A 23,330-nucleotide genomic window follows, 5' to 3' on the forward strand; every position below is an offset into this window, starting at 1 on the left:
GGAGGCCTCAACTCTTGAGAAGATGAGGCCATGAAAAAGACTACGACCTACTCCCCTGAAGTCCGTGAACGTGCCGTGCGCATGGTTCTGGAACACCTGAACGACTACCCCTCCGAGTGGGCCGCCATTGAAGCCATCGCGCCGAAGATTGGCTGTGCAGCGCAAACGTTGCATGGCTGGATTCGCCGCCATCAGACCGACGCAGGCCAGCGTCCAGGCCCGACCACCGAAGAGCGCGAACGCATCAAGGCGTTGGAGCGGGAGAACCGGGAATTGCGCAAGGCCAATGAAATTCTGCGTCTGGCCAGTGCGTATTTTGCCCAGGCGGAGCTCGACCGCCGCACCAAGTCCTGAGGGCTTTTGTCGATCAGTACCGTGACCGTCTCGGGGTCGAGTCGATCTGCCGTGTCTTGCAGATCGCCCCGTCCGGTTACCGCAGACATGCGGCCCAACTGCGCAATCCGGCACTGCGTTGTTGCCGTGCTCAGCGCGATGAGGCGTTGAGCTTGGAGATCCAGCGCGTGTGGGATACCAACATGCAGTGCTATGGCGCGGTGAAGGTTTGGAAGCAGTTACTGCGAGAGGGCCTCAAGGTCGCCAGATGTACGGTGGAGCGGCTAATGCGGCGAGCTGGGTTGCAGGGAATTAGGCGTGGCCAGGTTGTACGGACGACGGTGGCCGGCGACAAGTCGCTGTGTCCGCTGGATCGTGTCCAACGCCAGTTCCATGCTGAGCGCCCGAACCAGCTGTGGGTGTCGGATTTCACCTATGTCTCGACCTGGCAAGGCTGGCTGTACGTGGCGTTCGTGATTGACGTCTTTGCACGGCGCATCGTCGGCTGGCGAGTCAGTACCAGCATGAAGACCGACTTCGTGCTGGATGCCCTGGAGCAAGCGCTGTACGCCCGACAGCCACATCGTATGGGTGGCCTGATTCACCATAGCGACCGTGGCAGTCAGTACGTCTCGATCCGCTATACCGAGCGGCTGGCAGAGGCCGGCATTGAGCCTTCGGTTGGCAGCAAGGGCGACAGCTACGACAACGCCTTGGCCGAGACTATCAACGGGCTGTACAAGGCTGAACTGATTTACCGGCAGTCATGGAAGAGTCGTGAAGCTGTTGAGATGGCGACCTTGAAATGGGTGCACTGGTACAACCACCAGCGGCTGTTGAGCTCAATCGGGTATATCCCGCCTGCGGAGGCTGAGGCAAACTTCCACCAGCAACAAGCAAGTCAGGCCATGGCGGCCTGACTTAAACGAAACGGCCTCCACGAAACCCGGGGCGATTCAGTAGTGTTTTTAGGGTGGGAGCAACCTAAGCGGCATCGCTCATCAAAAATGCATGAATGTCGCCTATCAATCTCGACTCATCGGCCGCTGAGATGGCTTCTGTAAGTGCAGCCCTTGCAGCGGGCCTGATATGAAAAACCGGGCATAACCCAGCTGTAGTGGCTTGCTCTGCCCCTAAGGCCAGAACAGCAGCGTGAGTAACAACAGCACTATATAGAAGCCTATTTCCAGCGTTTCAGTGATCGGTTGGATTCGCTTAATGGCGCCGTAGATGTGTACCACGATCATCATCGTGGCAACGCCCGCCAGCAGTTCGAATGTCACATGAATCGCCTCCCCGGTAAGGGCAGCACGAAACATCATGGCTTCGATAATCAGAATGAATGCACCAAGACAACGGCCAAAATAGACAGCTAAGTCTGTGTGCTCGGGGATCGTCCAGCGCATTACGCGGGACCACGTTAGCGGTACAGCGAAGATAGGTAAGGCAAATACCAGTGTGGTCGTAATCGCCAGCACCAGCAGGTATTGCGCAGCATGTTCAGCCCAAAGCCCCAGCATAAGTATTACCTCAACTGGGAGCGACGCTGAAACAGACAGCGCCCGAGGACAAATGGCAGTGCCAGTACCACACTGCTCAAGGGCAACAGGATCAGCAATGCTTGAATATCCATCGTTACCTCCGAAACGAATCAGGCGAGGTTTCCCCCGCCTGATTCAGCTGTCTGCCTTACCAGTTCAGCACGACGCCCAATGCCAGGGTGTCTGTGTCTTCGCCCAGACCACTGCCTTCAGTCGCATCAATTTCGTACTGGTTGTACTCGGCAACCAATTTCAGGTTGTCGTTGATGGTGCGGAAGTAAGCAATACCGCGGGTTTCGTAATCGGCCTCAGTACCCAGACCATTACCGTCATCCTCGGTTTTACCGTAAGAGATGGCCACACGGTTTTTGCCGAAGGTGTAGGAGCTCTGAATCAGGTAGCCACTGCTATCGATCTCACGCAGGCTCGGCTCACCCAGGTTGTTGGTGAAGAATGGGTTGATGCCTTCAGCCTCGAAGCCAGATGCGGTCACAGAGAAGCCACCGATCTTAGCTTGCACACCGTAACCAACACCGTTGGAGTCGATGGTGTCCACACTCCTGTCGGTGTTTTCGGAACTCTGGGTCATGCCGTTGATCCAGGAGTAGATGGTCGCGCCGCCTACGTCGAACTGGTAACTGACTTCTGTTTCGTAGCGCGGTTGCTCTTGGTAAGACTTACCGAGATCGGTGTTATCGTTGGTGTCAACCGGATCCATGATACCAACCGCTACGCGCAGACCTTCAACAAGGTTGTTGTTGCGATAGGTGATCTGAGCGCTTGGGAATGGATATGGGTAGCCAGTACCGATGTTGCCGAAGGAAACGCCGCCACCATCAACCAAGCCCAAGGTGTCGCTGACGTTACCGTAGCCAGCCAGCAGCTCATCCAGGAAGATGTTCGAACGAGCGAACAGGCCGAAATCTTTACCAACCAGAACCTCACCCCACTCTGGGGAGGTTACGGTACCGTAAAACTGACGAACGTCGATCGCAGTATCAGTACCGCCCGACTCACCATCGTTGATGGTCACCCAGAAAGAAGAACGAGCCGCCAGTTTCAAACCATCGACTTCTTTACCGAAGTTGAAACCGATCCAGTTTGGCAGGAAGCCCATTTTGACGCGTGACTGACGACGGTCGTATTGCTCACCTTCACGATCTACATCGCTGTTCACATAGAAGGCGTTGATGTAGCCATCGGTGGAAAAGGTAACGTCATCCTGGTCGTACAGGACAATCTCGGCAGCTGCGTGCTGAGCAGTCACCATTGCTACAGCAGTGGCTAGCGCCAAAGGCAGAAAACGGGTGCTGGCATTCTTGTTGTTCATAACACTCTCCGGTGGATAGGACGACTCGTAACGGTCAGTCGGTCGAAGCGGATTATCAAAAACACATACCAGTACCCATACGCTGCCATAGCCCTGATCTTTTGCTGCTTTGGAGCCAAGCACAGTCGCGACGCTAACGGCCTAATACCTGCACCTAATCCGACCCACACTTAAAGCACTATCATCCAAAGTCGTAGACGAACTAATACCCGGCAACTCCAGCTTTGCCGTGTATGTCTTGAGGGGTTAGGGGTAGAAGGATGGCGCAGCCCTGGAAGGAAGCTGCAAAAAACAAAACCACTTTTCGGTAAAGCGGCTGCACTAAGGGTTGCTGCCTGATAACGCTCTGATAGCACCGTCCTCTGGCGAAACTGAAGCCCCCCGGCTAAAGACGATGCTTTGTACAAACTGTTGCTGATTTAAAGATTCTGGAAGTTGAACAACGTCATACCTGACTCATCGTCAAACATCTTCGGCATGGGGGTGTTGTACGTAGTGAAGATAACCTCAACCGTGGGCGAGGTAACGGCATGCATGAGGTGACCACCCCATACACTGCCATCGTCACGACTCAACACCACATGAGCGTGTACCGCAGGTGTGCCATTTACTTCGCCAACATCACCCGTTAGGGCGATTATTTCCACCTGCTGGCCGGCAGCGATGACTTTGTATTCTTTGCGCTGGCGATCAAGCCAGCCAACTTTGACATCTTTAACTGCGCCTATTGCCGTGAAACGTCCTCCCACAACCTTATGGCGCACGGCAAAATCATTGAGAGCGGTATACACATCATCCCCCTCCCGCAGGATCAGCGCGTAGGTCTTTTCAGTCTCAGAAGAACTGACCAGCCTCTCCTGGACACTGCTAGCTTCACCGTAGGGTTTCACATCAGAGGGTTTTATATAGTCAGCTGCATTCACTGCTGCACTAGTGGCCAAAAGGGTTAAAGATATGACTAACGTTTGAATCTTCATGGTTTACCTCCGCTATTTGCGTCGGTTCAACCTAACAACGCCCCTCTCCTGACAAAACTGACTATGCGTAAGGCACTGACTCACAATTTATGAGTGTTCAAGTGGCCATTATTCACACCTAAAGAGAATGCCCACCTATATAGGGCCCTGAGTGGAGGCAAGGCAATTTACAGCGCTAATAGCTATGGCATATGCAGCGGCAGTAACACGATAGCCGGTCAGTCAGACTGCTCGTGGTTGCTCAAAATATATCGGCCACCAGCTCCCTCAGTCAGCGCGTGTTGCGCAGCACACAGGCTCGCCAGACTCAGGTTTTCCAGGGCGCTAATCACTCGCTCAATATGGTCTGAGGGCAATGAAGCAAGGTGTATCTGCCACTGCTGCTCCGCCATGCTCTCTACATGATTGGCGTGCTGCTGCAACTGACGCTGTAAGGCAACCAAAGCATCTTGCAACTCAGCCCCACTCAGATGCTCAACCCAGGCAGTACGCGCAGAAAGAAATGCCTGAATATGCGCCAGAATTGCTGATGCACAAAGATGGGGTGACTGCACACCAAACAGCAGCCCGCCCTGCCCCTTGATCTGCCTGTACTGGCAGAAAACCGCATAGCCCAATTGCAGCTCACTGCGAATACGCTGATAAAAACTGCTCTGATGCAATTGTGCCAATAAACGCCAACCTGCCTCTGTTTCTGCAGACAAGTCAGGTTGTGGGCAAAACAACAGCAGCGCTGACTCGCCATCTGCCGAGACTTGCTGCCACGAGACGCGTGATGGCAATGGCGCTGTGCCTACGTCGGTACGACGTTTAGATGCCGTGGCAAACAACGCTGTAATACCCCGCTGCTCATCTGCATTAAAGCCGATGCCCAAAGCATCCACCTGCATCGAGGCATAGAGCTCTCGCATGCGAGCACTATCAGGATCATGCTGTGGTGCGAATTCAACGATCTCATTTATCCGCGCCAGTAACGCGCGGATGGGCATAACACCAGCCTCAGACACTGTCTCATATGCAGCTTGCCAACAGCGCTCACTGGGATTAGCTAATTTACGCATTAACGCCCCAATGACGTTGGGAAGCAACCGCGCATGCCCATGCAGACGGATCTCTACACTGCTGGCGTCAGAGTTAAGGTGTAACTGCACCCCCAATTGCGCAGCCTGCCGCACCAGCTGTCTCGAACACGTATCAAGCAACGACCGCAAACGTTGGCTGCACAGAGGCGCTGTAAAGGTTAGGCGCGCTCTCCAGGCTGCGTGAGCTATTGGTGAAAGCGGATCATCCGCAGCGTCCAACCAAAGCAAACTTGCCGGGATATTTAAAGGCATGTCCTGATCCGGCACTGCCAATAACGGGTTAGCTTCAGGCAGGCGCCAGGGTTTGCTGATACGGGGCACAGATATCAGCCTGTCGGACACCATACGCAAAGGAAAACCTGATCCGCCCCAGATTGGCAGTTCATCCTTTTGTGTGCGAATCACGATCTGACGCTGGGGATCTTGCATCTGCTCAAGCAGTCGTCGCACTGCTTGCACATCACAGCAGCCGTTTTCTACAGCAGCCTGAGCCTGCTGCCTCGCCAACTCAAGAGGCGTCAGGCTTACCGTTTGCCAGGTCTGTACGGCACGGCAGTGCTCAAGTCGCTGGCCAAGATCGGCATGCGTGGCCATAAAGGCCAACCAATCGTTAACCAGCGCTAACACACGCTCAGGATTGCTTGCATTGGTCACACTCAAGACAAGCTGTGCCTGCCCCTGCGCTGCATAGACGTTGCGCATCTCCAGCCCGGAACAGAGTCCGTCTGAACGCAATTCGTCAAGCAAACCACCTGCTTGCTCAGCCAGCAGCCATTCTCTTAATAAGCGAAAAGCATCGTCGGCGTGAGTTGAGGGCAGGTCTAGGACAAAACCGACGTGGATCGCCTCCGGGGCATTCTCCCAAAAAAGCCGCGCACAGTGAAAACGCAGTGGCAACATGGGTGATGGAGCAGAACGCTCCTCCACCGGTTTCTCCGGCAACGCAGCTGCATACTGTTGAGCCAAGCAGTACAGCTCTTCTATCCCCTGCGGAGCCACAATACTCAGCTGGCAATTGCCCGCGAAATAATAGCGTTGATGGAAGCTGCGCAACGCCTGCTGAAAACCACCCTCCTGAACCGGCAGCGTGTCGCGGTTACCCGCCAGAAAATCACCGCAACGATGCCCAACCGGCAAAGCCTGCCCCATAGCAGCACTCAGTAAGGTATCAGCATCCTGACAGCGGGCAGCAAACTCGGCATGAATCACCTCCCGCTCCCTGAGCTGCTCGCTCTCGCTCAGCAGTGGTCGCGTCAGCATATCTAGCAAGCGCGCCAGAGCACCTCCTAGCTGATCTGCAGGAACCTCAAAAAAGAACTCTGTATGACGGGCCTGTGTGGTCGCGTTCAAGTGCCCTGCACAGGCTTGAACAAACGGCATCAAGCGCTGGCTAGCGGTATAACCACTGCTATCCAGAAACAGCATGTGCTCAAGAAAGTGAGCCAGCCCCGGATATGCCAGCGGCTCATCGTGGCTGCCGGCATTGACCCGCAGACAAACGCCTGCCCGTCCAGACCATGGCTGACTACACAGTAATACTGGCAAGCCATTGGACAACCGACGGATATCCGGCAGAAGCGGCTGGCTGACATTGGCGGGGGCAGCTGACATAAGCACACAGTCCAACGGACGTAAGCAGATGAGAATCAGCGCTCACAGCGCGACTGGCAATACTTCTTTGGGAGGAGCCCGCCTTGCCGCGATACCTGGGGCCAAGCAAGGATTGGATCTCACTCACGACCGACCTACGTGCGATAACCGCCCACCTTGCCCAATAAAGGACTATACGAATACTTTCGCAACCGAGACTATTGACCTTGCAAGGCTCTGGAACGGGCCTTCCCAATAAAAACAATGAGCCGTCAGCCAACCTGACAACACTCATTCCTGTTTTGCCAAGTCTTCCTCGTTCACCCTCATTAGCCAGGTAGAGGAAGCCCACTTCGCAGGAATCCTTGCATGAGTCGTCACATCTCAACGCCCGACGCGGGCATCCTGGACGTACAGTCCTTCATCAACAATCAGCCACTCTCTGCACACCAATGGCGGATTGTGTTGATGTGCTTTCTGATCGTTTTCTTGGACGGCCTTGATACCGCTGCCATGGGATTTATAGCCCCTGCCCTCAGTCAGGACTGGGGTATAGACCGCGCCAGCTTAGGTCCAGTCATGAGCGCAGCACTTGTCGGTATGATCTTCGGTGCGCTCGGGTCAGGCCCAATGGCGGACCGCTTCGGACGCAAGGTCGTCCTCGTAATTGCCGTGTTTCTGTTTGGTCTGTTCAGTCTGCTTTGTGCCTACAGCAGCAACTTGGAACAACTGCTGATATTGCGCTTTCTGACCGGTCTGGGCCTTGGTGCTGCCATGCCCAATGCTACAACCCTGCTCTCGGAGTACACCCCTGAGCGACTTAAGTCGCTGCTTGTGACCAGCATGTTTTGCGGCTTTAACCTTGGCATGGCCTCCGGCGGGCTGATTTCAGCGTGGTTCATCCCCCACTACGGCTGGCAGAGCCTGTTGGTGATTGGCGGTGTTTTACCGATATTGATGGGGCTAGCACTTCTTGCTTGGCTGCCTGAATCTGCCCGATTCCTCGTGGTAAGCAACAGGAGTGTCGCTAAAATTCGTCAGGTACTTGCCCCTATTGCCCCGTTAGAAGTGGAAAAGGCTAGTGGGTTTAGTGTCCCTGAACAAAATGCCGCTCCCAGCAGCAATGTCTTCAAAATGATTTTTTCCAGCTCGTTTAAGACCGGCACCCTGCTGCTCTGGCTCACCTATTTCATGGGGTTGGTCATCGTCTACCTGCTCACCAGTTGGCTTCCGACGCTTATGCGTGACAACGGCGCCAGCCTGGAACACGCAGCCGTTATCGGCGCGATGTTCCAGTTCGGCGGCGTCCTCAGTGCAGTAGGCGTTGGCTGGGCAATGGACCGCTTTAACCCACACAAAGTCATCGCCGTGTTTTATCTGCTAGCGGGTGTATTCGCATACTGTGTGGGGCAGAGCCTCAGCAATGTAACCCTGCTCGCCACGCTGGTATTGCTGGCTGGTATGTGCGTAAACGGTGCCCAATCGGCCATGCCGTCTTTGGCCGCCCGGTTCTATCCGACCCAGAGTCGCGCTACAGGCGTCTCTTGGATGCTGGGAATAGGTCGTTTAGGCGCTGTTCTAGGCGCTTGGATTGGTGCCACCCTGCTTGGCCTGGGATGGAATTTTGAACAAGTTCTTACCGCACTTCTGGTGCCTGCAGTCATCGCCACTGGCGCCATCTTTATCAAAGGTCTTGTGAGTCATGCTGACGCGACATGAACGGCGGCATGCAAAGCACATTGCCTGCTCGATCTGAGCAGGCTAAACGTCCACACAACCGTTACCCAAAGTGCTATCCGGGAGGGGAAACTGAGGTTTAACTGCTTTTGTGAGTGAAAAAACCGGAGCCCTTCGTCAAAAACAGACTTGGGTCACACTCTTGCTACCTTTAGCCACACCTCCTACTCAAATTTCTGTTCCATGTAGTAACGCATTTAAATGACTACATGGTCAGCTTTACCTCAGTTGAACTTGCTTAACACCCGCACAATGAGGCTCTCAGAGACAAAGCAGGCATCTGGCACACTTTCTGCTTGAGCCCATCACAATAGTGCATCGGACCTAACTTAAAGCCACTTCAGCAAGCACCACAGGTGGCTTCAAGTTGTGCCCGAAGCTCCTCAACGGATGAGGCGCAGCTACCCAACATAATCCCATGGGGTAATTGCAGAAACTAACCAGGACGGACATCAATGAAGCTGCTCAACACTCTCTCTTCCTGTGCTCGCCGCATCCCTCACGTAAAGAAAATCGCCACTCTGTGCCTAAGCACCTCAATAGTACTCAGCGGCCAGGCCAATGCGGGCCTTCTGGATCTTCTGGGACTAAAAAAAGACGACTACACGCAGACTCGTTACCCCATAGTCTTCAGTCATGGTTTATATGGATTTGACAGACTCCTCGGAGGCGCAGTCGAATACTGGCATGGTATTCCGGGTGCTCTACGTCAGAGCGGTGCAGATGTCTTCGTTACTGAGGTCTCACCTGTTAACAGCACCGAAATCCGAGGAGAGGAACTGCTCCAACAAGTAGAGAGCTACTTGGCCATAACCGGCAAAGGCAAGGTCAATCTTGTCGGCCATAGCCACGGCGGCCCAACCATCCGCTACGTTGCAGGTGTACGCCCGGATCTGGTGGCGTCTGTCACAACTATTGCAGGGGTAAACAAAGGCTCAGCGCTGGCTGACTACCTGAAAGAAAACCCACAAAACCCGATTGCCCGGGCGACAGTGGTCGCCCTTGCTGAGAGCTTGGGTGCCCTGATCGACGTACTTTCTGCAGATGGGAAGTTCCACAAGCAAGACGGCCTAGCCTCACTGGCGGCCCTATCCACCGAAGGATCATTGAAGTTCAACAGCCGCTTCCCGGATGGCATCCCCAAAACCGATTGTGGTGAAGGTGACTATGTCGTCAATAACATCCGCTACTACTCATGGAGTGGAGCCAGTCCTAGCACAAACATCGTTGACCCATCAGATCTGATTACAAAAACAGCCTCACTGACTTTCCCCAAAGGCGTGGCAAATGACGGAATGGTTGGCAGTTGCAGTTCTCACTTAGGTATGGTCATCCGCGACAATTACCGTATGAACCACCTAGATGAAGTAAACCTGATGTTCGGTCTCACCAGCCTGCTGGAAACAAACCCAGTAACGGTTTACCGACAACACGCCAACCGTTTGAAGCTCGCGGGCCTTTAAACAGCCTGCTGTCCTCTGAGACATAGAACATTTATCGGTAAGTAGGCAGGCAGGGCCGCAATGGCCCTGCTTATTACAGGGATTGAGGCAGAGCTGCCTCTTTAGTGACCGACTCATGGAAACATGAGTTTATAAATCCAAAAAGGAAGGACTCCTGATGAATCTACATCGTCGCATCACTGCTTGCATGCCACACAACGTGCAGACTAAGACACTTGCTGCACTTTGCCTCAGTTCAACACTACTGGTGACTACACAGGCCAGCGCCGGGCTGCTGGATTTTCTGTTTCCCAAGAAAGATGACTACACGCAAACACGCTATCCAATTGTTCTCAGCCATGGTCTGTTTGGCTTCGGGCAGATTGCAGGTATTGACTATTGGTTCGGCATTCCCGGTGAACTGCGCAACGGTGGCGCTGAAGTTCTTATCAGCGAGTCATCAGCGGTAAACAGTAACGAGGTCCGCGGCGAGCAACTTATCGCACAACTGGAACAGTGGGCTGCAGCAAAAGGCTACAAAAAGTTCAATTTGATCGGACATAGTCAAGGTGGAGGAGATGTGCGCTATGTACTCGGCACCAGACCAGATCTCGTAGCCTCAGTCACTACCGTCGGAGGGTCACACAAAGGCTCCGGAGTTGCCGACGCAATCGATCTCGTCCCAGATAACCCGGCTATACGCGAGCCGATTGCTGCAGTTGTCAATGTGGTAGGCCAGACAATCAACTTGCTGAGCGGTAACATCCCCTTGCCTCCTCAAGATTCCCTAGGCTCACTTGGCTCACTGACCACCGTGGGTGCAGCTGACTTCAACAGACGCTTCCCTGCAGGTATACCAACAAGTGATTGCGGTGAAGGTGCGTATCAGGTTAACGGCATCCGCCTCTACTCATGGATCGGTAGTCACACACTAACCAACCTCCTGGACAGTGGTAACGACCTCGGGATGGCAGCAGGAGCCGTGGTCAACAGACTTATGGGCAAAGGTGACAGTGATGGTCTGGCCCCGGTTTGTGGCTCTCACTTCGGTCAAGTAATTCGTGACAACTACATCATGAACCATGTCGATGAAATCAACCAACTTTTCGGGAATGTAAGTCCACTTGAAACCAACCCGAAAACACTTTTTCGACAACATGCTAACCGTTTGAAACTTGCTGGCTTCTGATAAAAATTGCGGGTTCTGCTTTGCAGGGCCCGCACTGTTCTATTACGAAACATGTTCATAGTGCCCAGTCCTCCTCAACAGCTAAAAGAACTCGGCTCTTGTTGTTAAAAATAGTCTCAAATTATAAACCGCCAAAAAATGACGAAAACTGCAATACATAAATCTAATCAGGTGTGAACGTGAAAAAACTGCTTTTACTGTTTACCGTGGCTTTCATTGTCATTCTGGCTGCGCTCTTCTTGTATAACCCGCAACCAAAAACTACAGCAATATCACAATCCCCCACCCGATCAATAGTTTCCAGCCAAGTGACACAGGTTGCTCCAGACAACAATCTAACCGCTCTGCAAAAATTACCACAAATGCCTTCTTATATGAGGGATACGGAAGTAGACGGGGTATTCAAAGTTGATGAAGCAGGCAACCTACTGATCACCGATGATATTCGGCGTATATTCGATTATTTCCTTAGTACGATTGGCGAAGAATCAGTTGAGCAAAGTCTTAAAAGGCTTCGTGGCTATATTGATAGCCAATTACAAGAACCAGCCAAAAGCCAGGCACATGAGATTCTTAATCAGTATCTTCAGTATCAGCATGAGCTTATTGCTTTAGAAATGGAGCACCCACAAACCACCGACATCAGCACCCTCGCTCAACGTGAATCAGCGGTAAAAGCACTACGAGAACGGATATTCAGCAGTGACGTCGTAGCAGCATTTTTCGGTAGAGAACAACTCTACAACGAGTTCACCCTGCAACGACTCACGATCCTACATGACCCGAATCTAAGTGATGAAACTAAAACTGAGCGGATCCAGCAACTGCGCGATGCGCTTCCAGAAGAGATGCAGGATGATGCTCTAACCCGTCTGCTGAGCGAACTCAACCAAAAGACTGCAGCACTTCAGGCCAATGGTGGGACCGACGCTGATCTGCGCAAATTACGCCAGCAGACTGTCGGCGTAGAAGCCACTGAACGCCTCGAACAATTGGACACTAAACGCTCCGAATGGCAAAAGCGTCTACTTGGATTCCAATCTGAAAGGCAAAAAATCAGCGACAACACCGGGCTCAGCGACAATGAGAAGGAACAAGCCATCAAACGCCTGATGGAGGAAAATTTCACCGATAAAGAACGCCTGCGGGTTGATGCCGCCCTGCAGCTTTATGAGTTGCAGCAAAAAGAAAAGAAATAACAAAACCTTAAATACCGGGCATTGATCAGAATACATCAACGCCCGGTATTTCCGAGACCACAAACAAGACATGTAGCAACCATTTTAAAATCCTAATACAAACATACCGAAGTCGGATTTTATTTGCTTATAAACAGCCACATAAACCCTTGATGCGCAGCAGCACCTAGCTAATAACTGGATTGGCCAGACTCTTACCGTAATCCTTTCAAATTAAAACCCTTGTTCTTCCTTTTGCTTCAAGCCAACTTTATGCCCTACTGAGAAAAATAAACTACTAGGAACAGCGAGTAATTTAAACAGGAGACGCCCCGTTTCTCTTGTTCCATATTCCTACCACTGCCAGTGATTTTTCTCCTGTAGCTGCTCATGCTGCCAGCTACAGGTATACTCCGCGCCAAACCCTCTGCCGGGTTGCCACCGGCCTTTTGAGTACATGCCCATGTTACGTATCACAGAACTGAAACTGCCCCTCGATCACTCTGATGAAGCGCTACGTCCTGCTATCCTTCAACGCCTCGGCATTTCAGATAAAGACCTGCTCGAATTCACCATTTTCAAACGCAGCTACGATGCGCGTAAGAAGTCCACAGAGTTGCAGTTCATCTACACCATCGACTGCACAGTCAATAACGAAGAAAACCTGCTGCAGAAGTTCGCCGACGACCGCCATATCAGCGTCGCCCCAGACACCCGTTATAAACCGCTAGGTTCCGCGCCAGAGAATTTCGCAGAGCGCCCGCTGGTGGTTGGTTTTGGCCCATGCGGTATTTTTGCTGCACTGATTCTTGCCCAGGCAGGTTTAAAGCCAATTGTGCTTGAGCGTGGTAAAGAAGTTCGCCAGCGCACTAAAGATACTTGGGGGCTTTGGCGCAAGAAGGTGCTCAACCCAGAGTCCAACGTCCAGTTCGGCGAGGGCGGAGCCGGGACTTTCTCCGACGGCAAGCTCTACAGCCAGATTAAAGACCCGAAACATTACGGCAGGAAGGTGTTACAGGAGTTCGTTAAAGCCGGCGCACCGGACGAAATCCTCTATGTGAGCAAACCCCACATCGGTACCTTCCGCCTGACAGGTGTAGTTGCCACCATGCGTGAAGAAATCAAGGCGCTGGGCGGTGAAGTACGATTCGAGCAGCGGGTCAGTGACCTCCTGATTGATGATGGACAGCTTAAGGGCGTGGAACTTGAGAATGGCGAACAGCTTTTTAGCCGCCATGTGATTCTCGCGTTAGGCCACAGCTCCCGTGACACTTTCCGCATGCTGGAAAAACGCGGTGTGTATCTGGAGGCCAAACCTTTCTCGGTGGGGTTCCGCATCGAGCATCCACAGTCTCTGATCGACCGTGCTCGCCTGGGCAAATACGCAGGCCATCCCAAGCTGGGGGCTGCGGACTACAAACTGGTACACCACGCTAAAAACGGTCGCGCTGTGTACAGCTTCTGCATGTGTCCCGGCGGGACAGTTGTGGCGGCAACCTCAGAACCAAACCGCGTAGTCACCAACGGCATGAGCCAATACTCGCGTAACGAACGCAATGCCAACTCCGGCATTGTGGTTGGCATTACGCCTGAGCAGGACTATCCGGGTGGCCCTTTGGCGGGTGTTGAGTTGCAGGAGCGTCTGGAGTCCCATGCTTACATATTGGGTGGCAGCAGCTATGAAGCACCCGCCCAGCTCGTAGGTGACTTTATTGCTGGTAAACCCTCGACTGAACTGGGCAGTGTTGAGCCGTCCTATAAACCTGGCATCAAACTAGGTGATCTGGCCCTGGCCCTGCCGGACTTCGCCATCGAGGCGATCCGTGAGGCGCTGCCAGCCTTCGGCAAACAGATTAAAGGCTTTGACCTGCACGATGCCGTGCTGACCGGTATCGAAACCCGCACATCGTCACCTGTACGCATCACCCGTGGCGAGGACTTGCAGAGCCTGAACGTGAAGGGTTTATACCCGGCCGGTGAAGGTGCGGGCTATGCCGGAGGGATTCTCTCCGCTGGTGTCGACGGCATCCGCGTGGCTGAAGCCGTTATCCGCGACATGCTCAAACTCGACTGAGCCTGAGCACACCAACTGAGGCGTAGATTACTGCGCCTCAGCCCTCCTCCCACGGCCTGCCGCGGGTGCGCTCAAACAACTTAACCTTCTTCTGAATCGCCGCCTTAGACAGCATGTGCGCGCTGACCGGCGCGGTGATAAACAGGAACAGCGTAATCAACAGCTCATGCGCACTGATACCCTCGCCCTGCACACTGAAGAACAGAATGGACGCGATTAGCAAACCGCCGACACCCAACGTGGTCGCTTTAGTCGGCCCGTGCAGACGTGTAAAGAAATCTGGCAGACGATACAGACCAATCGCACCAATCAACGTGAACAGGCTACCGACTAACAGTGCCAGTGAAATCAGGAGTTCTAACCAGAATGGCATGATCGGTCCTTAATCAATGATGTCGCCGTGCAGCAGGTGCTTACCTACCGCCACCGTACTGACAAAGCCCATAACAGCGATCAGCAACGCCGTCTCAAAAAAAATGTTGCTGTTGAGCCAGATCCCAAAGACGACTACCAGCGCCAGCCCGTTGATGTACAACGTGTCCAAGGCCAAAACGCGATCCGGCATACTCGGCCCCTTGATCAGGCGCGCGACATTGAGCACCACTGCCAGCGCAAGCAGTGCCATGCACACTGGCATTACGTACGTGAGCATTCGAAAATCTCCATGAGTGGGGCTTCGTAACGTTGCTTCACTTCATCAATCAGGGCCTGCGCATCTGGCACATCCAGCCCATGCAGCAGCAAAATCTTGTGATCAGCACTGAGGCCTGCCGATACGGTCCCAGGGGTCAACGAGACGATGCTCGACAGCACTGCCAGCACGAAGTCATTTTCGATATCCATCGGCACATCCACAAACGCCGGATTGAGGCGCTGCGGCGATCCCAACACCAGCTTGGCCACTTGCAGGTTGGCAATGACGATGTCGTAGAACACTTTGAACATGAAGGTAAACAGCAGCAGCGGCTTACGGACACGCGGCACTTCCAGCAGAAAGTGCTGTGTGAGGTGGACGATGCCCCAGCCTAAAATCAGGCCGAGCACTACCTGTCCCAACGCAATGCTGTTGACCATAAACAACCAGAGGATGGCCAAAACCAACATCATCAGTGGATGCGGAAAGAATCGCTTCATGCCTCACCTCCACGGACGATGGCCAGATAGGGTTGTAGATTCATCAACTGCTCGGCCGTAGCTTGCATGTAGGCGCTAATCGGTTGGGCAGCAATCACCAGAACAACACTGCCACTGAGCAAACCGACGGTTGCCAGCAAGCGCACTGGGTCTGCTTTTTGTGTGACTGCTGGTGCCTGCTGTCCTGCCCAGAAAAGGGCACTGCCTGCCCTACTCAGAGCGATGATCAAACCGAAGCCACCCACCAGCAGAATCGGCCAGAGCAACTGCGCCTGACCTTCGTCCAGTACCGCACGCAGCAGCATCACTTTCCCAAGAAAGCCCGAGAATGGCGGTAAACCTGCCACCGATATGCAACCGATGAAGAACAGTCCACCCAGCAGCAAAGGTTGCTGCACTGCTGCTTGTTGCAGCAGCGCCCCTTGGGCATCCCCACGCTGGCGGCTGATCAGGTCGGCTAGGAGGAACAAGCCTCCTGCGACCAATGTGCTATGCACCAAGTAATACAAGGCAGCGGCCAGGCTCTCAGCATTCCCCAAGGCATAACCGGCCAGTAACGTTCCCACTGAAACCACCACCAGGTATGCCAGCAGAACTTGCAACTGACGGGCTGCTAAGGCCCCAAATACACCCGCAACAATGGTCAGACCTGCCAACCACCAAAGCAGATCGTGGGTCAGATAGGCCAATTCATTGGCGGCACCACCGAAGATCAGGGTGAACACGCGAATAATGGCGTACAACCCCACCTTGGTCATGATCGCAAACAACGCGGCAACCGGCGCGCAGGCAGCTGAATAGGCACGGGGCAACCAGAAGTACAACGGCAGGATGGCAGCCTTGAGTGCAAAGACCACCAACAGAAAGTACGCCGCTGCAGCAATCAATGGTGCCGTGTCGGCATCGGCCTGCCCGACTTTAATTGCCAAGTCAGCCATGTTCAGCGTGCCAGTCAAGCCATAGAGCATACCAACGCCAATCAAAAAGAATGACGAGCCCAGAAGGTTCAGCACCACGTAGTGCATCCCAGCCTTTACCCGCTCACCGGTATTGCCGTGGACCAACAATACATAGGACGAGATCAGCAAAATCTCGAAAAACACGAACAGGTTGAACAAATCGCCCGTCAGGAACGCCCCGTTGATCCCTAGCAGCTGAAACTGGAACAGCGAGTGAAAGTTTGGCCCACGCTCGTCATCTCCACGCGAAGCATAGATCAGAGAAAGACTGGCCAACACAGAAGTCAGTAACAGCATCAATGCGCTAAGACGATCCAACAGCAGGATGATGCCAAACGGTGGCTGCCAGTTGCCCAATGCATAGACACGCAGTTGGTCATCACCGGCCTGCAGCAGAAGACAAGCAGCAACGGGGATCAGGGCAAAAGTTGCCAGCAGTGACAACACGCGCTTGGCAGGCTTTCCCATACGGTGAGCGATCAACAAGATCGCCCCCATAAACAGCGGAATCAGAACTGGCAGGATCAACAGATGATTCATGCGCGAGGCTCCTTGCCATCGACATGATCTGTCTTCAACTCACCCAGCCCACGCAACGACAGCACCACAACAAAGGCTGTCATGGCAAAGCCAATCACAATCGCCGTTAGCACCAGGGCCTGCGGAATCGGGTCAGCGTATTGCGTTGTCCCGCTCCCCAACACGGCTGCCCCACCGGTAACGAGGCGACCCATTCCAAAAAGGAACAAATTGACGGCATACGACAACAGTGTCAGCCCTAGTACCACGGGAAAGATGCGGCCCCTTAGCAACAGATAAGTACCCGATGCACTCAACACGCCCAATGTAATGGCGAATAACACTTCCATCAGAGAACCTCCTTGCTCGATTCGTCCTGACTCACGTGGCCGAGGTTAGAAAGAATCAGCAGGGTTGCCCCAACCACCGCCAGATACACCCCCAGGTCAAACAACAGCGCTGTGGCTAGCTCAATCTCGCCAATCAGCGGAATATCAAAATGACCAAATGATGTCGTCAGGAACGGATAACCAAATGCCCAACTCCCCAAACCGGTCAGACCTGCCAACATCACACCCCAACCTGCTATCGCGTGATAACTCAAAGGCTGTCGCGTCTGAGTCCACGTCACGCCGTGGGATATGTATTGCAGGATCAGGGCAATCGCGGTGATCAGGCCCGCAATAAAGCCGCCTCCAGGTAGGTTGTGGCCACGAATAAAGATAAAAGCAGAAACCAGCAACGCCATCGGCAGGAGAAGGCGCGATAGCTTGTCGAGGATCATCGGATGGCTATCGGTGGACCATAACCTGCCAAATGCATCGCGCTCCGGATGCGGCAAATGCAGGCCATGCAGCAATGCATAAATGCCCACAGCGGCAATGGCCAGTACAGTGATTTCACCCATGGTATCGAAGCCACGGAAGTCGACCAAAATTACGTTAACGACGTTCGCTCCGCCGCCACCTGAAATACTGTTCTGCATAAAGAAGGAAGCAATGCTGTCATAGGGCCGGGTCAGCACAGCGAACGTCAGCAATGCGATTAACGTACCTACTCCTAAGGCCACAAGCAGATCACGTAAGACACGTGCGCTGCTGGACTCAGGCGGCGTACGATCCGGCATGAAATACAGCACCAACATCAGCAGGATGATAGTCACCACCTCTACCGAAACCTGGGTCAATGCCAAATCGGGTGCAGAGTAACGGGCGAATGCCAGCACCACCATCAACCCCGCGCCCCCCACGATCATCAGCGAAATCAAGCGCTCGCGGTGATAAACCACAGTCAACACTGACGTCAGGCACAGCACAGCAAAACCGAGGGCAGTCAGTGCATCAACGGGCGTGAGCGGCAAGGTGCCCTGCAAAGTCTCCAATGGCTCAAGGGCAACTACCACCAAGACCAGTGCACTGCACAGCATCCAGAGTAAGTAACGCTGCTGCGAACCGTTCTCCAACAAGCCGGTGACACTACGGGCAAACGCCTGCACGCTACGCATAGCCTGCTCGAACAGATCAATCGCACTGATAGTCGGCAATCCTTCATACCAGCTAAACAGTGGCTTGCGACAGGCATACAGAAGAATCCCGCCGATCAGCGCAACAAAGCTCATCAGCAGCGGCAGATTAAAACCATGCCAGATCGCCAGACTGTACTCCGGCAGTTGCCCACCCAGTGCAGATGAAGCACTCGCCGCAAGCAAAGGTGCGACTGTATAGGCTGGAACAATGCCCACCAACAAGCAAACAGTCACCAAAATCTCCACCGGTACCTTCATGTAACGCGGAGGCTCATGGGGCGGGTATTTAGGCAGGTCAATTGGCTCGCCGTTAAAGAACACGTCATGAATAAAACGCAGTGAGTAAGCCACCGCAAAAACCCCGGCCACGGTTGCCACCGCAGGAATTACCCAGTGGAAGCTACCTAGGAGCTGAGCGTTCAAGGTTTCGCTGAAGAACATTTCCTTACTGAGGAAACCATTCAGCAGCGGCACCCCTGCCATGGCTGAAGCTGCCACCATGGCGAGCAAGCCGGTATGCGGCATGTACTTCCACAGGCCGTTGATTCTGCGCATATCACGGCTACCGGTTTCATGGTCGATGATCCCAGCGGCCATAAACAGCGAAGCCTTAAAGGTCGCGTGGTTGATGATATGGAATACAGCCGCGACAGTGGACAGCTGGGTATCAAGACCGAACAGCAGCGTAATCAACCCCAAGTGGCTGATTGTCGAATAAGCCAGCAAACCTTTCAGGTCATGCTGGAACAGGGCCATGGCTGCCCCGACAAGCAACGTGGTCAGCCCCGTCAAACTGACCAAATAGAACCAGAGGTCCGATCCAGAAAGAGCCGGATAAAGTCGCGCAAGGAGAAACACCCCAGCTTTGACCATCGTTGCAGAATGCAAATAGGCCGAAACCGGTGTGGGCGCCGCCATCGCGTGAGGCAGCCAAAAGTGGAATGGGAACTGCGCTGACTTGGTGAACACCCCCAGTAGCACCAACACAAGGGCCAGGGGATATAGCGCATGGTTAGTGATCAGATCGCCAGAAGCCAACACCTGAGTCAGCTCGAAACTGCCAACGATATGGCCGATCAGTAGGATACCGGCCAGCATCGCCAATCCACCACCGCCGGTAACGGTCAGGGACATCCGAGCTCCACGACGAGCGTCGGAGCGATGACTCCAGAAACCAATCAGCAAGAAAGAGGCCAGGCTGGTCAGTTCCCAGAACATGACGAGTTGCAGCAAATTCTCAGACAGCACCACACCGAGCATGGCGCCCATAAAAAGCAGCAGATAAGAGAAAAAGCGCCCCATCGGCTCTTTAGCAGACAGGTAGTAACGAGCGTACAAAACAACCAGTAGACCGATACCCAGAATCAGCAAGGCAAACAAAAAGCCCAAGCCATCTAAGCGTACAGACAGGTTCAACCCAAGCGCAGGCAACCAGCTATAGGTCGAAATGAGGGTTTGACCAGCAAACACCGCCTCATAGTTTGTAAACAGCAGATACAGCGCAATGACGGGGGCGATAGCCGTCGCCACGGCACAGGCTGAGCGCCCAAAACGCTCACCCAGCAAGGCCATAAAAATGCCAATAAACGGCAAGGCGATGATCATCGCTAGCGTCATAGAAGTCCCCTCAAACAAATCTGGCGCATGTCCATGCGCAGCCTAACGCCACATAGCATCCATACGCCTAAACAACCGGCCACCTGCTACTAACCTTAAACCAGTAATGAAGCAGGACAGTACGAATTACGGAAATGTCACGATTATCCATAACTATCATCAGCGCGTCATGGATAGAAATATTTCCAAACACTCCAAAGTGGAAGGCATTCGAACTGAACGCATTCATTCTAAGGGACTGGTTTACTTACAAAAAACAATAAAAAGCCGGATCAGCCGATGCTGATCCGGCTTAAGGTGACAATCAATGAGTAACGCGGCTGGTGCCATTCACAGTCATGATACGGACACGGTCACCAACCCGGAAAATCTCGTTCTCCTGGACCTCTTGGACATAAGCGCGAAGGCTGCCGTCATCTTCACGCACAGTGATCTCAACGCCTTGAGTACGGGTCAACCCCTCTTCAGTTGCAGCTCCCAGGAACCCACCCGCGACCGCACCGATAACCGCAGCGACTGCACTGCCACGTCCGCCGCCTAATCCGCTACCTGCCACGCCACCGACGATGGCGCCGGCTCCCGAGCCGATCGGTGTTTTTGTACCCTCAATCTTGACCGGACGCAGCGACTCAATAGTCCCCAGTCGTACCGTTTGAACCTGGCGAGCCTCATCCCGTGAATACGAGTCGCCGGTCAAGTTTGACGTGCAGCCACCCAACAGCGCCAATGAACTCAGTGAAATGGCCAATACCATGGCTTTACGCATAATTTTCTCCACTCAGGCCTTCTCGGCTCTCTGCCGCGCCCGGTAACGATATATCCAACTCAGCCAGCGCACCTTGCAAACTCAACGATCAAACACAGACATACTAGACGCCCCTGCCTAACCTCCATAGCCGTGCAATATCAACAGTGCGGGCTTGAAGCTCTTTGTCAGCTGATGCACACGCCAGTTCCAATGTCATCGGTCCAGGCACCAAACTAAATGCAGCCTGAATCCCAACTTGGTACATCTCCTGATAGCCATCACCCAAACTGCCTGCCAGCACAATAACCGGAACGTTCGCCGCTTGAGCCACACGAGCAACCCCGATTGGAGTTTTGCCATGCAGACTTTGGGAGTCAAAACGCCCCTCCCCTGTGATAACCAGAGTAGCTCCGACTATGGATTGCGCCAGACCTGACAACTCAGCAATCAGTTCGACACCGGGGCGGAAGCCTGCGTTCAAAAAAGCTCTGGCGGCAAAACCCAATCCTCCGGCAGCCCCGGTGCCGGGGACTTGGCTGTGGTCCTGGCCCAGCGTCTGCGCAACGACTGAAGCGTAATGCTGCAATGCCGCATCCAGTTCGCTCACCTGCTGTGGGTTCGCGCCCTTCTGCGGCCCAAATACAGCAGACGCGCCTTTTGGGCCACATAAGGGGTTATCTACGTCAGCTGCAACTTCAAAGCTGACATGACCTATACGTGGATCCAGACCAGAAAGATCAATCGTTTTCAGTCCAGCCAACGCCCCACCACCTGAAGCCAGTGGCTGACCGTCGCTATCGAGCAAGCGAGCACCCAGCGCTTGCAAAAGCCCTGCGCCGCCATCATTCGTGGCACTGCCTCCCAACCCAAGAATAACGTGCCGCGCCCCTGCATCCAGAGCTGCCCGAATCAATTGACCTGTACCGTAGCTACTGGCGCGGGCAGCGTCGCGCTGATCCCGCGCGATCAACGCCAGCCCACTGGCGGCCGCCATTTCAATGACAGCCGTATTGCCCGTCAGCCAACCCCAATGGGCCTGCACTTCTACTCCGAGCGGTCCTTTCACCTTTAATAAACGGCGCTCACCACCAACTGCGGCCAGCAGAGCATCAACGGTGCCTTCGCCCCCATCAGCCATTGGCCGCAGACAAATTTCAGCCTGCGGAAACACCTCCAGCCAGCCACGGGCAATCGCAGCAGCGACATCAGGGGCCGAGAGACTTTCCTTGAATGAATCAGGAGCAATGACAACTTTCATATCCAACCTCATGAACTGCACCGAGATCCTTCACGGTCGAAGACACCAGCACAGCCCAAAGTGAATTAAGCCCAAATGCTGCGACAACAATACGTCTTCAATGCTCAGTCCCGCATGCTTTAAGCTATGTGGCTTGATTGGGGAGTGTTATGGATTATTTCATTGTAGTGATCACCACCATCACAGGACTGTACTTCCACTGGTGGATCTATGTGCGAATTAAACGCTGGATGGACCGTGACCTGGCCCTGTCATTAGGAGCGGACTCCCCGGATAAGCGTGCCTACATGCTGGAGAAACTGGCTGAGGCACAGGCACAAAAGGTCAAGCGAAGCGATTTGCCAGTGTGGCTGCAACAAGCCGCCGACCAATACACAGAGCGAAGCTGATCAAGAAAACAGCAGCCAGCCCTGGCCGACTGCTGCTCATAACCATTACGGAGCGAGACGCTCGCGCAGCCAGGTACCCTCTACCAAGCGGTAGTTGAGGCGATCATGCAAACGACTGGCTCGCCCCTGCCAGAATTCAATACGTTCGGGAATCAACCGGTAACCGCCCCAATGCGGAGGACAATGCGGTGCAGTGTCGAGAAAACGCTTCTCGGTTTCAGCCAGCAGGCTTTCCAGCTCACCTCGATCAGCAATTACCCGGCTTTGCGGTGAAGCCCAAGCCCCCAAGCGACTTCCCAGCGGGCGCACCTGGAAATAGGCGTCTGACTCCTGCGGCGTAACCTTTTCCACGCGCCCTTCAATGCGCACTTGGCGCTCAAGTGCTGGCCAGAAAAAAGTCATCGCCGCGAATGGATTATCCTGAAGCTGCTGGCCCTTGGCGCCATCGTAGTTCGTAAAGAAAGTGAAGCCTCGCTCATCCAAGGCTTTGAGCAGCAAGACACGGCAATGCGGACGGCCGTCGTTGTCGACGGTCGCCAGCATCATTGAATTGGGTTCTACGGGGAGCTGTTCGGTTTTGACTGCGTCGGCAAACCAGCTCTGGAACAGTTGCAGTGGCTCAAGCGGAGCCTGGGCTTCGCTCAGGCCATCACGGGTGTAGTCGCGGCGCATATCAGCCAGTGTTTGAGTCATGGCACATCCTCCTGA

General features: G+C 53.9%; 20 protein-coding genes and 1 other annotated feature. Of the genes, 7 read left to right on the top strand and 13 right to left on the bottom strand.

From position 1 onward, the window contains the following. Positions 1-30: 30 nt before the first annotated feature. Positions 31-1,253 (top strand): IS3 family transposase gene (locus tag WG219_12330; GenBank protein ID WXL24134.1). Its coding sequence is split into 2 segments (ribosomal slippage): positions 31-316 and positions 316-1,253, totalling 1,224 coding nucleotides; the frame shifts between segments, so codons are not numbered across the junction. Beyond that, positions 309-425 (top strand) — a sequence feature (AL1L pseudoknot). (Overlaps the previous gene by 117 nt.) A 213-nt stretch (positions 1,254-1,466) precedes the next feature. On the opposite strand, the gene WG219_12335 is transcribed toward WG219_12330, so the two are convergent. From WG219_12335 to pqqF, 4 genes are all read right to left on the bottom strand, one after another. After that, positions 1,467-1,853 (bottom strand): hypothetical protein, encoded by a 387-nt coding sequence (locus WG219_12335; protein ID WXL24135.1) that lies wholly within the window; start codon positions 1,851-1,853, stop codon positions 1,467-1,469. Between the two features lie 169 nt (positions 1,854-2,022). Continuing rightward, positions 2,023-3,144: a porin gene (locus tag WG219_12340; protein WXL28000.1), complete on the bottom strand. Its 1,122-nt coding sequence runs from the start codon at positions 3,142-3,144 to the stop codon at positions 2,023-2,025. Positions 3,145-3,623: 479 nt separating this feature from the next. Then, positions 3,624-4,181 (bottom strand): PPC domain-containing DNA-binding protein, encoded by a 558-nt coding sequence (locus WG219_12345; protein ID WXL24136.1) that lies wholly within the window; start codon positions 4,179-4,181, stop codon positions 3,624-3,626. 218 nt (positions 4,182-4,399) lie between these two features. Continuing rightward, on the bottom strand, positions 4,400-6,874 hold the full coding sequence (pqqF, locus tag WG219_12350) for a pyrroloquinoline quinone biosynthesis protein PqqF (GenBank protein WXL24137.1): 2,475 nt from the start codon (positions 6,872-6,874) through the stop codon (positions 4,400-4,402). A 348-nt stretch (positions 6,875-7,222) separates the two neighbouring features. On the opposite strand from pqqF, the gene WG219_12355 reads away from it, so the two are divergent. The 5 genes from WG219_12355 to WG219_12375 all read left to right on the top strand — a co-directional run bounded on the left by WG219_12355 (position 7,223) and on the right by WG219_12375 (position 14,473). Next, a complete protein-coding gene (locus tag WG219_12355) occupies positions 7,223-8,572 on the top strand; it encodes an MFS transporter (protein WXL24138.1) in 1,350 nt (449 codons plus the stop codon). Positions 8,573-9,045: 473 nt separating this feature from the next. After that, positions 9,046-10,053, top strand: coding sequence for a triacylglycerol lipase (locus tag WG219_12360; protein ID WXL24139.1), 1,008 nt, complete (start codon positions 9,046-9,048; stop codon positions 10,051-10,053). 187 nt (positions 10,054-10,240) lie between these two features. Next, positions 10,241-11,221 carry a triacylglycerol lipase gene (locus tag WG219_12365; GenBank protein WXL28001.1) on the top strand — a complete coding sequence of 327 codons (981 nt, stop codon included), beginning with the start codon at positions 10,241-10,243 and terminating at the stop codon, positions 11,219-11,221. 179 nt (positions 11,222-11,400) lie between these two features. Further along, positions 11,401-12,420: a lipase secretion chaperone gene (locus WG219_12370; protein ID WXL24140.1), complete on the top strand. Its 1,020-nt coding sequence runs from the start codon at positions 11,401-11,403 to the stop codon at positions 12,418-12,420. A 442-nt stretch (positions 12,421-12,862) separates the two neighbouring features. Continuing rightward, complete coding sequence (locus tag WG219_12375) at positions 12,863-14,473, top strand: NAD(P)/FAD-dependent oxidoreductase (protein ID WXL24141.1); 1,611 nt, start codon at positions 12,863-12,865, stop codon at positions 14,471-14,473. 37 nt (positions 14,474-14,510) lie between these two features. Here the strand turns inward: WG219_12375 and WG219_12380 are convergent, their stop codons facing one another. The 8 genes from WG219_12380 to WG219_12415 form a co-directional block, all read right to left on the bottom strand. Beyond that, positions 14,511-14,846, bottom strand: coding sequence for a Na+/H+ antiporter subunit G (locus WG219_12380; GenBank protein WXL24142.1), 336 nt, complete (start codon positions 14,844-14,846; stop codon positions 14,511-14,513). A gap of 9 nt (positions 14,847-14,855) precedes the next feature. Beyond that, a complete protein-coding gene (locus WG219_12385) occupies positions 14,856-15,125 on the bottom strand; it encodes a K+/H+ antiporter subunit F (GenBank protein ID WXL24143.1) in 270 nt (89 codons plus the stop codon). Beyond that, complete coding sequence (locus WG219_12390; protein WXL24144.1) at positions 15,110-15,607, bottom strand: Na+/H+ antiporter subunit E; 498 nt, start codon at positions 15,605-15,607, stop codon at positions 15,110-15,112. Before WG219_12390 ends, WG219_12385 begins: the two co-directional genes overlap by 16 nt. After that, entirely contained in the window at positions 15,604-17,106 is a 1,503-nt protein-coding gene (locus WG219_12395; protein ID WXL24145.1) for a monovalent cation/H+ antiporter subunit D, read from the bottom strand. The genes WG219_12390 and WG219_12395 overlap by 4 nt, the downstream gene beginning before the upstream one ends. Beyond that, a complete protein-coding gene (locus WG219_12400; protein WXL24146.1) occupies positions 17,103-17,435 on the bottom strand; it encodes a Na+/H+ antiporter subunit C in 333 nt (110 codons plus the stop codon). The genes WG219_12395 and WG219_12400 overlap by 4 nt, the downstream gene beginning before the upstream one ends. Beyond that, on the bottom strand, positions 17,435-20,227 hold the full coding sequence (locus WG219_12405) for a monovalent cation/H+ antiporter subunit A (GenBank protein ID WXL24147.1): 2,793 nt from the start codon (positions 20,225-20,227) through the stop codon (positions 17,435-17,437). The genes WG219_12400 and WG219_12405 overlap by 1 nt, the downstream gene beginning before the upstream one ends. A 304-nt stretch (positions 20,228-20,531) precedes the next feature. Continuing rightward, positions 20,532-20,993 carry a glycine zipper 2TM domain-containing protein gene (locus WG219_12410; GenBank protein ID WXL24148.1) on the bottom strand — a complete coding sequence of 154 codons (462 nt, stop codon included), beginning with the start codon at positions 20,991-20,993 and terminating at the stop codon, positions 20,532-20,534. Positions 20,994-21,096: 103 nt separating this feature from the next. Continuing rightward, the gene (locus tag WG219_12415) at positions 21,097-22,233 is read right to left on the bottom strand and encodes a glycerate kinase (protein WXL24149.1); all 1,137 of its coding nucleotides are present in this window, start codon (positions 22,231-22,233) and stop codon (positions 21,097-21,099) included. A 149-nt stretch (positions 22,234-22,382) separates the two neighbouring features. On the opposite strand from WG219_12415, the gene WG219_12420 reads away from it, so the two are divergent. Next, positions 22,383-22,622, top strand: coding sequence for a hypothetical protein (locus tag WG219_12420; GenBank protein WXL24150.1), 240 nt, complete (start codon positions 22,383-22,385; stop codon positions 22,620-22,622). Positions 22,623-22,667: 45 nt separating this feature from the next. Here WG219_12420 and pdxH read toward each other — a convergent pair whose 3' ends face one another. Further along, on the bottom strand, positions 22,668-23,315 hold the full coding sequence (gene pdxH / locus WG219_12425) for a pyridoxamine 5'-phosphate oxidase (protein WXL24151.1): 648 nt from the start codon (positions 23,313-23,315) through the stop codon (positions 22,668-22,670). Positions 23,316-23,330 lie beyond the last annotated feature (15 nt).

The organism is Pseudomonas mendocina, assembly GCA_037482215.1.
Lineage (GTDB): Bacteria > Pseudomonadota > Gammaproteobacteria > Pseudomonadales > Pseudomonadaceae > Aquipseudomonas > Aquipseudomonas mendocina_E.